This is a genomic window from Thermodesulfobacteriota bacterium (assembly GCA_039028315.1).
In the GTDB taxonomy this organism is placed as follows: domain Bacteria; phylum Desulfobacterota_D; class UBA1144; order Nemesobacterales; family UBA2774; genus CR02bin9.
In genome coordinates this window covers 1-11,479 of sequence record JBCCIH010000058.1, presented here as the reverse complement: position 1 = coordinate 11,479, position 11,479 = coordinate 1, and the positions used below count along the sequence as shown (strand labels likewise).

Genomic DNA, 11,479 nt, shown 5'->3' with positions numbered 1-11,479 from the left:
GTTTGTTCCAAAAGAGCAGTTTGATAAATTTAAGAACATTATGAAAGACACTGGAGCTAACTACGAGTTAATTGTATATCCTGGAGTTAAGCATAGCTTCACAAACCCAGCAGCAGACGAATATGGAAAGAAATTTGATCTTCCACTTGAGTATGACGCTGATGCAGATCAGAAGTCCTGGGAACAAACTCAGGCATTTTTAAAAAGAATATTCCAACCTGAAGACAATTAATTTAACCACTATCGGCGGGGAGACTAAACCTCTCTCCGCTGATCTATTTAATAGCTATATATCTAGTACCATTTGCACACCGATCACAAGAGCATTAGGTATTTCTGAGCTACCACCTGGATGCACCACCCACTGTACATCGGGCTGAACTTCAAGCCACTCTTTAAACTTGATTAGATAGGTTAATTCCAGCATTAATTCATAGTCCTTGTCCTTTAACTGATCGCTTATTTTGCCGTATGCAAACCCAAACGCAGCTTTGTCGTGGTCTCTGCCGTCTATAAGACCCTTGTATAATAGTCCACCGTTAATAAAAAAGGGAAAAGTATTTATATCTTCATCAGGGGAGATAGTAATTGATGTCCAAGGAGACAGGCCCTGATCGTCAGTATTTGATTCACGGTAGACCATTTGCTCTAAGATCCAATAAAAACTGTAGTTACCATCTTGTTTTTTTGTATCATCTGAGAGATCCTCAAACTCCCTTGTATCATAAAATCCTCCAAAGCTATATTTGCCGTCTCCACCATCAGAGGTTTTAAATTGATTGTGAAGATATCCAATTTCTGCAATAAGAATTACTCCTTTTCGAAAGGAGAAATCCACCCCGTAGGCTTTGTCTCTACCTACTTTGGGATTTGAGTTGTAGACTCCGGCCTTTAAATATATTGTATCTTTATACTTAAGCTCAGCCCTTGCCGCCCAGCTTGTCTGCGGGTCACTGAAAAATCCTTCGTCATTAATAGGCAAGCTAATAGGATGACCGTTAATCGCTGTATTGACGTAGTTATAAAATATCTCAGAGGTACTGAACTCATCTCCGACCCCCATTCTCCCTACCGCTACTCTTATAGCGTCCTCTATAAGCTCAGTTTCTAAAAACATCTGATAAAGCCTTACAGATCTGCCGCTAAATACTTGGGATACGGTAAAGAAGTTCCCAATATTTTCTTCACTTAAACTCCTTCCCGATGCCCAGGAGCCAGAAACTATGAATTTAGTCCTTTTAATTCCTATGAGCTTTTCTAGATCAAAATCCAAATATGCATTTAGAAGTCCTGCATATTGTACTCCCTTAGTCTCGCCTCCTACAGGGTTACCCAGAACAGAAAGATAATAAATTGCAGTCGGCCTTATACCCATCTCATAGAGCTTGCTTCTAAATCCTCCCCAATCCCCCGTCATATAGCGATTAGAATCGTATATCTCATCAGATTTCAGATCTCTATTGTATGAAAATGGATCTTCAACACCCTGGGCACAAACTTCAGATATATAAGTGTAAGATAAAGCGATAATTGCTAGAATTGTTAATAATTTTGCCATCATATACGAGCCTGAAGAGAATCGGATAGAGAAGTTTACTATTTTGATTTAAATGCTGCAAACTATTTAGAATAGATCCCAAAGAGAATGGTGTTGGTCATAACCAATTTCGTTCCAAAACTCGCAGCGTGCTCGAAGATCTTGCTTGCTTACTATCTTATCTATGGGTGTAACTAAAATAACATTTGATTCTTGGGATTTATATTTAGGCCAATGTGGCAATATACCTTCAGGCAAGATACCATTGGGGTCTATATTTTTAACAAAATTTGTCCAATAATTTATCATTGTACGAGAGAGTATTCGCTCCTGCTCTGTAAACTGATACCCTAGATTCTCTGCTGTATGGAATACAAAAGGCACCTCTGCTGCATGACATACTGCTTCTTTGCAGGCACTAACCCCAATGATTGAAAACAGATTATATGAAGGCACGTGGTCAAATAGATAGACCCAAGTTTTCATTGAAGAATTATCTGCGAGGTAAAGTGAGGGGCATGTAAATAAATAGTCGGTGAGCACTGCGCTCAAACTACTTTCATTATTTGAACCCTGGTGCGGATATTTCTTTAGAATCTTATCCTTTACTTTGTTACTCCTAAACAGCACCTCAAGTGCCAATGAATATTCTGCATCACTTAAGTTATTGAGTCCCAGTTTATTCATTGCAAATGCTACAAATAATACAGCCTCATTCTCATTAGTACCTATAACTGTCGGCTTAGTATTCTTCTTCTTGGATATCTCTAATACAGTATTGCCATTAACTATTTTGTTATCGATCACAGGTCCCCAAATAAGAAAATCTTTCATTCCATGCAATAACAAGTTAACTCCAGCTTGGGCCATATTTTGAGCCTCAACAATCTCTTTAGCTGACTTTGATCGCATACAAGAAATATCGTTATTCGCACAACTAAGTTTATTCGCGAACTCTTGGGCTATAGGCTTTGACTCTATCAGACTTTTAAATGGCATTCCAAGAGGGTTACTTTGCATAATGACATTATTGAATAAGCCTGTAGTAGAAGGCTCACCAGTTAAGTGTATAGCTACACTTCCCGCTCCCGCACTTTCTCCATGCAGAGTTATCTGATTGGGATCTCCGCCAAACTTAGCTATGTTTTCTTTAACCCACTTCATAGCAAGAACTTGATCCATCAATCCAAAGTTTCCATCTATTTTCTCGCCAGTATCTTTATCTTTTACACCGGCAAGGAAACCAAAAGAGCCGGTTCTGTAATTCATTGTAACAAGTACAATATCTCCATTTGCTGAAACATAGGATCCATCATATACTGGATTGCCGGCATAACCATATAGGTAGGAACCACCTAAAATGTAAACTACTACGGCTTTGGGTTTATCGGGATTTATATCAGGACTCCATACATTTAGAGTTAAACAATCCTCACTGTAAGGGAGATCAGAAACAAACCTATTTATCTGAGGGCAAGCCAAGCCGTGTTGGGTTGCTTCTAGTTTCCCTTGCCAGCCACTATCCGGCACCGGTGCACGCCAGCGACTATCTCCAGCAGTAGTCTCTCCAAAAGGTATTCCAAGATAGGCATAAGTCTGCTTGTCATTTGTTGTCTTTACATTAAGACCACATAGCTCACCCTGATTAATTGACACATCAGGAGCAGAACAATTGGGTTTGGCTTTGGGTTTTGATTCAAGCTCCTGCTCTATAGTCTTTTGCGGATTATCGGCAGAATTAGATTCATTAAGAGCATAGAGCACAGGACTTGTGAAAAAGTACAACAATGCTAATAAATAAAACGTGCTATTCCTATTCAACTTTCAGTTCTCCCTCAACCTTATTGAATTATATATTCGACATAATTATAAATAATAAGTGAGGAAATCAAACAAGAAGACTACCAAAACCGAGAGTTACCTATGCTCAGGGTTTTCATAATCAAATCTGCATCCAGCATCCCACTCAGAGCGTTGATTACCGTGTGCCGGTATTCCTCCTGCATCTTTAATCATTTTAGCCAGGTGCATTAGGTTCCAAGTCATGAAAGTGGTGTTTCTATTTGTGAAATCATTCTCAGGTCCGCCTGAGCCAGGGTCAAGATAAGAAGGCCCCGGGCCAGCTTCTCCAAGCCACGCTGCATCAGCTTGAGGAGGTATCACGTACCCTAGGTGCTGAAGGGAATAAAGAATATTCATAGCGCAGTGTTTAGCGCCATCTTCATTTCCAGTAATAAGACATCCACCTACTTTACCGTAATCCGCATACTGACCGTTTTCATTTAGTAAATGCGAATTGGCATATAGCCTCTCTATGACTTGAGTGGCAATAGATGTTTTCTCGCCTAGCCAGATAGAAGAGCCTATGATTAAAATGTGAGCTGCTTCAACCTTTTTGTAAATCTCCGGCCAGTCGTCTTTGTCCCATCCGTGCTCAGTCATATCTGGATAGACGCCGGTTGCAATATCATAGTCCACAGGACGAAGCAGATCTACAGAGATGCCATTTTTCTCCATGATGGTCTTGGAGATTGTTATTAGCCCCTCTGTGTGTGACTTCTCAGGTGATTTCTTGAGCGTGCAGTTTAATATTAATGCTTTTAGATCGGAAAAATCCCATGTGCTGGTCTCACACATGTGAAGCTGTTTCTCGTTTAATTCCATAATAATCCTCCTTTGTGGCTAGGGACAGTCTAGTTAAATCAGCCACCTTTATTTAATTAGATAAGACAGATATAAAAAAGTTACAGCTAAATTATTAAATTAGAACTAAGTAAAAATCAATGCAATGACTATTCCTACCGCCCTCTAATAGATACGTACCGCTCGTGCATTGCTTCAAATGGTAATACTATACAAAATTTTATTCAATACTCTCGTCTTTGCTATTTAATTGAGGGTTACGCCCGAGCAGCATGGAAAAAAACGTTTGCAACTTCTTGTTATCAACTGTGCGTTCATAGTTAACCATCGATGCGTGGTTGTCTTTATTATCAGGATTAAATTCCAGACCCCACAGCGGAAGAGTGCTGTTTGGTAGAATACCCATTCTTATATCTCCAATGATATCTGGATAGTCAGGATGTACTGCAAGATAGTCCATAGCAAAATTCCTAAATCTCCTAAAATCATTTCGTAGAACTGAATCTTGATCCAAATCTTCTAGCTTGGATTCATCAAATTTAGGAATTGAGCTACCTTCATATATTTTTGTCTCTGAAAACGGAGCCACTCTGATCGCATCCACATAATATCTGCCCTCTGATTCATATATTGCGCGCCATACTAAGAGATTTCCAATAGATGGATGAACCAACTTCTTCTCGATACTGTGCCCTCTGCCCTTAGCAAGTTCCATGAGCTCATCTGCTGCCCTTTCTCTTTGGTATAGGCCTATGAGCAGATAGCTAACAGCAAATATCAAAGCAATTCTTGCAACTAGGGGAGATTTTTTTATAAATGCGATAATCAGTAATATAAGAAGCGTAATCGTAAATACAGGGTCAATAATAGAGATTATGTTCCAAGCGATTCTTTCATTTGAGAATGGCCAAAGTAGCTCTGTTCCATAATTAGTGCAAGCATCTAAAAAACAGTGTGTAGCGTAGCCCAAAAATGTGTAGAAATATATCTTCCAGAAGCCGAGTTTTTTTCTGAATAAAAGCCAGCAGAACCCTGCTGCAATTAATCCCCCGATCGGAATAAATATAAGTGAGTGAGTGAATTGACGGTGATACTCTATAAACAATAGAGGATCAGTTGAGGAACGTATGACGACATCGATGTCAGCAAGTAAGCCGGCCAGAAGACCGATGATGGCAGCTAATCTAATCTCTTTTTTGTTAGAAGCGCTTTGGGGCAGTACTGATCCGACCAGCCCCTGACTAACAGGATCCATTAATTATCCTTCTATCGAATTTATTAGGGTAATAAGTTTAGCACACAGATTTCTAAACTGTGGTCCAGCCGCCGTCTATCACCAAATCTGAGCCGGTGACATATCTGGCCTCATCGCTTGCAAGATATAACACTGCATGACCCACTTCAACAGCTTCAGCGCGCCTGATTAGTGGTATCATCTCTGCGGCGATTGCGTCTAACTGCTCATCTGCATCTGGGGGGTTACCCATAAACTCTGGGTCCATCTTTGTTTTGATATACCCTGGGCAAACAGAGTTGACCCTTATATTGTCACCCGCATGGTCAAGCGCCATACTACGGGTAATCTGCCTTACTGCGCCCTTGGAAGCATTGTATGCAACACAGTCTTCCATTCCTACAATACCAAGCACGGATGAGTTATTTATTACAGAGCCTCCCCCGTGTTTTGCCATGATTGGTATAACATGTTTACTAACTAGAAATACTCCCTTAACATTTATATTCATCGTAGCATCCCAAACTTCCATAGGTGTAGTGACAACACTGCCTGCTTTATAAATACCTGCATTGTTAAAGAGAATGTCTATTGTGCCGTGGTGTTTATAAAAATCATCTACTACCCGTTTTACATCCTCCTCCTTAGATACATCGCCTTGATAAGCTGTGATTTCACCAGGTCCATTAGCTTCATTTACAGCGTCATGGAGTCTGGATTCGGTTCTTCCCATTATGCCGACTTTTGCCCCCTCTTCGCAAAATAGCAGCGCTGTAGCTCTTCCAATACCGTCTCCTCCGCCTGTGATTAATGCAGTTTTGCCCTCTAATCTCATAACCCTTTCCTCCGATATATGATATATCTATAGATCATATTACAAAATGTACGAGAAACCAAAGCGAATCATATTCCCGGGCCGCACTCAATGCTTGTGTGTTCTAACCCAGGGCCAATGTTGAGCTTGTGGTTGGCGTCTCTAAGCGCAGTCCTTACGCCTTCTTCAATCACGGGATGGTAAAACGGCATTTGAAGCATCTCAGGAATGCACATTCTTTTTTGAAGAGCCCACGCTAATAGGTGTGCAATATTCTCTGCTCTGGGACCGAACATTTCGGCTCCCAAAAACATTCCTGAGCCGTATTCTGCATATATGTGAAGAATACCCTTGTTCTTAAGCATTACTCTGCTTCTACCCTGGTCTTCAAATGATACACTGCCAGTTACGAAGCACAGATTGGGCGTCTCTAATAATTGTTTATATGTATTTCCTACTATCGCTATCTGAGGATCCGTAAACACTACTGTAATTGGGACGGTTCTAAGACCAGCGTGAACATCGGGAAATTTGCCTGCATTTTCTCCAGCAATTCGTCCCTCATCCGCAGCTTCATGTAAAAGCGGCAGATCGTTATTGGCGTCGCCAGCTATAAAAATTGAGCTCTCGCCGCATTGAAGCGTGTATCTGTCAAAAACCGGAACTCCTCTTTCATCAAGCTCAAGACTAGTATTTTCCAAGCCTAGATTTTTAACGTTGGGTGCTCTTCCGGTTGCCGCTAGTAGATAATCAAACTCCTCAGTCTGCTCTTTTCCATCTAAGTCTTTAAAAGTAATTTCTACTTGTTCTCCATTGTTTTTTACTGCCAAAGTATCCGCGTCAGTATCTATGTAGAACTCCTCTTGGAATGTATTATCTGCGTATTTTACTATTTCTGGGTGGTTAAGCGGTCCTACTAAGCCAAATTTGCTAAGGATCTTAGTCCTTACGCCTAATCTGTGAAGAGCCTGGCCAAGCTCAAGCCCTATCACTCCTGCGCCGAAGACAACAACAGAGTCAGGAAGATCCTGCCAATAGAAAATATCGTCATTAGTTATTAACCTATCCCCAGCGTCCTCAAACATAGGGAGGATGGATGGTGATGAACCGGTAGCTATTACAATGGATTTTGCATTAATTTTTGTATGGTAATCCACTAGTAATGTGTGGTCATCCAAAAATCGGGCATATCCTTTAATTTTATTCTCAGAAGGTATATCTTCGATAGTATCGAGTACAAAGCCTACAAAACGGTCTCTCTCGCTTCGAACTCGCCTCATAACCTCAACACCGTCTATTGTAGGAAGACCGTTTGGATATACTCCAAACCCTGGGGCTTCTAAAATACTATGAGCCGCGTCTGCGGCTGAAATAAGGAGTTTACTGGGCATGCAGCCTACCCTTGCGCAAGTCGTGCCATACTGATCTCCTTCTATCAACACAACTTTATCACAATTGTCTGAGGCTCTGCGATATGAGACCATCCCCGCTGTACCGCCGCCAATTATTGCAACATCAACACTTATCTCTTTCAATTCTATCTCCTTATTAAACCTGCCCCTACTTAATTAAAAGCACAGCCCCTCTCTGGGCCGCTTTTTCATCCATCACGGGTGGGCGGGGAATATTCATCCCGCGCTCAACTGCCGGTCTCTGTGATATCGCCTCTTTCCATCTCTTAAGGTTATCCAGATCATGAACTTGTATCCCAGCCCAATCATGCACATGGATCCAGGGATATGTAGCGATATCTGCAATAGAGTAATTATCCCCAGCTAAATACTCACTTTGCCCAAGCCGTTTATCGAGCACTTCATAGAGTCTTCTGGTCTCTTTTTGATAACGATTTATTGCGTACTCATATTTCTCGTCAGTGTATCTAACGAAAACATTTGCCTGCCCCTGCATCGGGCCAACTCCGGCTTTTTGAAACATTAGCCACTGTATTACAGTAGAGCGTCCCTTTGTATCTTGCGGCATAAACTTTCCTGTTTTCTCAGCCAGATAGATCAATATTGCCCCAGACTCAAATACCGCGAAATCGTCATTATCATGGTCTACAATTGTGGGTATTCTGCCGTTTGGATTCAGCTCCATATACCAGTCTTCTTTTTGCTCCATTTTCCCAAGTTTTAGATGAATGGTTTTGTATGGAAGTCCTATCTCTTCAAGCATTATAGAGACCTTTCTTCCGTTCGGCGTAGTAGATGTGTAGAAATCTATCATTTCAGATTCTCCCTTGTATTTAACACATAAAGTTTATGCAATAAAACTATATCAGAAAATTTGCGATATTTTATCAACTATTTAGTTGTGAAATTATAGCTATTGGATTCACAGTGTAAAATCGTGATTAGCTTAGTTATCTTGGTCTTTAAAATGCGCATCAGCGTGGGAGCCGTCGCAATAGGGTTTATTTTTTGACGCTCCGCAGCGGCATAATGCGTAATGCTCTTTAGACGGGGGCTCAAGGTGATCTTCAACATTGATAACTATGTTTCCGGTCACATTGTATGGACCATCTTTTGCAATATCTATTTCAATTGGCAAACCAAAATCTCTTACATGATCGCCACCTAGAGAATAACTTAATGCTCCTGATGGGCATTTTTTTACCACTGATATAATTTCATCAGGGCTTGCGTTATCCGGAGCAATCCAAGGTCGGTCACCTAATCGAAAAACCTCGGGCAAATTTTTCACGCACTCAGCTGCATGTGAGCATATAAGTCTGTTGTCATATACTGTGATTTCTTTACCGGCATATTCTCTTTCTTTATCAATCGGTTTATCAGTTTCTCTTTGGCCTGAGAAATTTACTTTTCTATGACTACCGTCACAAAAAGGTTTATTTGATGACGCGCCGCAGCGGCACAGCGCTGTTATCTTTTGAGTTTCTATATTCTCACCTTTGGAATTTTTAAGGCTCGTCAGCTTCTTAACAAGAAGAGGGCCATCTTCCATAATCTCAATGCTAACTTTAATATCAGACTCATCACTCATAGCGGTCTCCTATGCAGTTTTCATATTAGAAATATATTATTTTACTGCCTTTAATTCAAATCCTTCTTTGTTCCATTCTGCCCTATTTGCCCCGGCGTTATAGGCGCTCTCTAAATAATCCAAAAGTGCTTGCCTTGGGTTATCAAGCTTTCTTAGGTCGTCATACATGAGCACTGCCATAGCGCCGTTATCAGTGTTCCAAAATGCTTGTTTTGGCTGAAGTGGTTCCTCAGCTAATCCCGGCGGCTCTGGGTATGTGTATGAATAAAAAGCTGGAGCTCTTACGGTTTGATCTCCTGCCCAGAATCCAAAACTGATTACTTCGTGTGAATATGCTTCCTTATCGGCATTTGTTCCTCCGTCCATAGGCGGAGCTTGTTTACCGGAGAATCTGGTAACTGCAAGATCTGCGTGGTGCCAGTAAAGATGAACCGGGGTGCTTTTTCCTATAAACTTAGCCCTAAATTCCTCAAAAACAGAATTAACCTGTACTAGTATACGCCAATATCTGTTCACATATTCTTTATCATAGGAGCCATGCTCTTTGTCTGTGTCAAAGGGTGTTTCACTAAAAGGAACATCATATGGTTTTGCTACTATAGAAACATCTACACCAATTGAGCTTAGAGAATCTATAATCTTATTGTAGAAGGATGAGACTGATAAGCCTTCAAGTGAGAACGAGCTTTTATCGCCCTTACTTGAGAGAATATTGAGTTTATGATCGATGAAATCAAACTCAATCTCAAAGATCATGTTATTGTATGGTATTGGTCTAGTAGTCATTCCCCTTGGTGAGAGATAAAGCGTTACATGCCACCAATGATTTGTCTTAGGAAATAGTGTAAGACGTATTTTTCCAACTATCTGGAAATACAGATGAAGCGTGTTCTTTGTTTCTTCCCAATCTTCTATAGGCAATGCTGGGAAAAAGCTGTGTGATTCTTGTTTATCCGTCATATAATTGCTCCCTACTACCAATTAATATAAATTGAGTTTAGCTAATATTCGAATTCTTCTAAGTTAAATTCATGTTAATATCTTGAGTATTCAGGGTCAAGATATATGTATAGCCTCTTGATCTTTCCATCTCTTATTTCAAACACATCGCACCACTTACTATCAGTCCAGCTTTCTCCGGTCTTTAACTTTCCTTCGCTTGATCCCTCTGCCACAACCATATCTCCCTGAATAATCCAATTTATATATCCATGGTGATGTGTGAAGTCCTCAACCAAAGCGCCTAAATCAGAGAAAAGTTTTTTATACTCATTCTCCCCTCTTGCAACGCCCCAATTCGGGAAAAAGACCTCAGCATCTTCATCAAATAAATGAAAAAACTGCTTTCCTGTATCAAGAGCTTTTAAATACTCTGCCGCTACTGATTTCCTTTCTTCATCTGTCATCATTTTGGTCTCCATAAATCTTTATATTCGTCATATTACGTAGTATAATGTTCTAGTATATAATTTCAATTAGGTACATTTTTGTTATATAGTATCTATTTGTATACTTAGATAATGGTAAGGAGGGTCATTGAATGACTGCCAGTGACGAGGGTAAAGCATGTCCAATAGCAGGATCAATTAATATCTTCGGAGGGAAATGGAAGCCTGAAATACTTTATTTCATCAATTTAGCTCCAAGGCGCTTTAACGAGCTTAGAAAATTAATCCCTGCAGTAACTCAAAGAATGCTGACTCAACAATTAAGAGAACTAGAGAGAGATGGGATAATTAAAAGAAAACAATACAACCAGATACCGCCAAAAGTAGTCTACTCTATGACTGATTTAGGAAATACGATTATCCCAATATTTAAAGAGCTTGAGAAATGGACGAATAAAAATATTAGCAAGGTAGAAAAGGCAAGGATCAAATACACTAAGAAGAAGTAACATTGTCCCTTAGCCAAGCATGTAGCGGCATCATTTCTTTAAATATTCCATATGTATAGTTTAGAAAATCCTTAGAAGTAGCTTCTTTTGGAATTGGTCCTTCCCGGTAAAGATATAGTCCATTATGCAAAAGTAAATCAGCATTTGGATTCTCAGGATCATAGCCCCTTGGAACTCTTTTATAGTGCGAACCTCCTAGGGTATATTCAGAATTCTTTGCAATCTTCTTTAGTATTTTGGCGACCTGCGCGCCTTTTTTAGGATCACTAACACTATCTCGGTATGACTTTGTTAGCTCTGAAGGTAAGGAATATAACCCTCCGGCAATTAAAAGCTTAGATTTATCAAATT

General features: G+C 40.2%; 13 protein-coding genes. 2 read left to right on the top strand and 11 right to left on the bottom strand.

Annotated elements, in window-relative coordinates:
- Nucleotides 1-232 (top strand): dienelactone hydrolase family protein (locus AAF462_05160; GenBank protein MEM7008507.1); only part of this gene is annotated, 232 nt, incomplete at its 5' end.
- A gap of 54 nt (nt 233-286) precedes the next feature.
- Here the strand turns inward: AAF462_05160 and AAF462_05155 are convergent.
- The 10 genes from AAF462_05155 to AAF462_05110 form a co-directional block, all read right to left on the bottom strand.
- Nucleotides 287-1,561, bottom strand: a complete 1,275-nt coding sequence (locus AAF462_05155; GenBank protein ID MEM7008506.1) for a carbohydrate porin — start codon at nt 1,559-1,561, stop codon at nt 287-289.
- Between the two features lie 63 nt (nt 1,562-1,624).
- Nucleotides 1,625-3,358, bottom strand: coding sequence for a carboxylesterase/lipase family protein (locus tag AAF462_05150; GenBank protein ID MEM7008505.1), 1,734 nt, complete (start codon nt 3,356-3,358; stop codon nt 1,625-1,627).
- Nucleotides 3,359-3,454: 96 nt separating this feature from the next.
- Nucleotides 3,455-4,201: a flavodoxin family protein gene (locus AAF462_05145; protein MEM7008504.1), complete on the bottom strand. Its 747-nt coding sequence runs from the start codon at nt 4,199-4,201 to the stop codon at nt 3,455-3,457.
- A gap of 199 nt (nt 4,202-4,400) precedes the next feature.
- Nucleotides 4,401-5,435, bottom strand: a complete 1,035-nt coding sequence (locus tag AAF462_05140) for a metal-dependent hydrolase (GenBank protein ID MEM7008503.1) — start codon at nt 5,433-5,435, stop codon at nt 4,401-4,403.
- A 52-nt stretch (nt 5,436-5,487) separates the two neighbouring features.
- A complete protein-coding gene (locus tag AAF462_05135; GenBank protein ID MEM7008502.1) occupies nt 5,488-6,249 on the bottom strand; it encodes a glucose 1-dehydrogenase in 762 nt (253 codons plus the stop codon).
- Nucleotides 6,250-6,317: 68 nt separating this feature from the next.
- Nucleotides 6,318-7,763, bottom strand: coding sequence for a dihydrolipoyl dehydrogenase (locus AAF462_05130; protein MEM7008501.1), 1,446 nt, complete (start codon nt 7,761-7,763; stop codon nt 6,318-6,320).
- A gap of 25 nt (nt 7,764-7,788) precedes the next feature.
- Nucleotides 7,789-8,454, bottom strand: coding sequence for a glutathione binding-like protein (locus tag AAF462_05125; GenBank protein ID MEM7008500.1), 666 nt, complete (start codon nt 8,452-8,454; stop codon nt 7,789-7,791).
- A gap of 132 nt (nt 8,455-8,586) precedes the next feature.
- Nucleotides 8,587-9,231 carry a CDGSH iron-sulfur domain-containing protein gene (locus AAF462_05120; GenBank protein ID MEM7008499.1) on the bottom strand — a complete coding sequence of 215 codons (645 nt, stop codon included), beginning with the start codon at nt 9,229-9,231 and terminating at the stop codon, nt 8,587-8,589.
- Between the two features lie 36 nt (nt 9,232-9,267).
- The gene (locus tag AAF462_05115; GenBank protein ID MEM7008498.1) at nt 9,268-10,191 is read right to left on the bottom strand and encodes a DUF5996 family protein; all 924 of its coding nucleotides are present in this window, start codon (nt 10,189-10,191) and stop codon (nt 9,268-9,270) included.
- 74 nt (nt 10,192-10,265) lie between these two features.
- On the bottom strand, nt 10,266-10,640 hold the full coding sequence (locus AAF462_05110) for a nuclear transport factor 2 family protein (protein ID MEM7008497.1): 375 nt from the start codon (nt 10,638-10,640) through the stop codon (nt 10,266-10,268).
- Nucleotides 10,641-10,771: 131 nt separating this feature from the next.
- Between AAF462_05110 and AAF462_05105 the strand changes: the two genes are divergently transcribed.
- Nucleotides 10,772-11,128: a helix-turn-helix domain-containing protein gene (locus AAF462_05105; GenBank protein MEM7008496.1), complete on the top strand. Its 357-nt coding sequence runs from the start codon at nt 10,772-10,774 to the stop codon at nt 11,126-11,128.
- On the opposite strand, the gene AAF462_05100 is transcribed toward AAF462_05105, so the two are convergent.
- Nucleotides 11,115-11,479, bottom strand: a 365-nt coding sequence (locus tag AAF462_05100) for a DUF2461 family protein (GenBank protein ID MEM7008495.1), incomplete at its 5' end; no start/stop codon positions are given. The two genes, AAF462_05105 and AAF462_05100, sit on opposite strands and share 14 nt — an antisense overlap.

What these genes read in the sequence shown, in the direction of transcription:
- AAF462_05155 (MEM7008506.1), bottom strand. Translation starts at nt 1,561, where the DNA reads ATGATGGCAAAATTATTAACAATTCTAGCAATTATCGCTTTATCTTAC.
- AAF462_05145 (MEM7008504.1), bottom strand. Translation starts at nt 4,201, where the DNA reads ATGGAATTAAACGAGAAACAGCTTCACATGTGTGAGACCAGCACATGG.
- AAF462_05140 (MEM7008503.1), bottom strand. Translation starts at nt 5,435, where the DNA reads ATGGATCCTGTTAGTCAGGGGCTGGTCGGATCAGTACTGCCCCAAAGC.
- AAF462_05135 (MEM7008502.1), bottom strand. Translation starts at nt 6,249, where the DNA reads ATGAGATTAGAGGGCAAAACTGCATTAATCACAGGCGGAGGAGACGGT.
- AAF462_05125 (MEM7008500.1), bottom strand. Translation starts at nt 8,454, where the DNA reads ATGATAGATTTCTACACATCTACTACGCCGAACGGAAGAAAGGTCTCT.
- AAF462_05120 (MEM7008499.1), bottom strand. Translation starts at nt 9,231, where the DNA reads ATGAGTGATGAGTCTGATATTAAAGTTAGCATTGAGATTATGGAAGAT.
- AAF462_05115 (MEM7008498.1), bottom strand. Translation starts at nt 10,191, where the DNA reads ATGACGGATAAACAAGAATCACACAGCTTTTTCCCAGCATTGCCTATA.
- AAF462_05110 (MEM7008497.1), bottom strand. Translation starts at nt 10,640, where the DNA reads ATGATGACAGATGAAGAAAGGAAATCAGTAGCGGCAGAGTATTTAAAA.
- AAF462_05105 (MEM7008496.1), top strand. Translation starts at nt 10,772, where the DNA reads ATGACTGCCAGTGACGAGGGTAAAGCATGTCCAATAGCAGGATCAATT.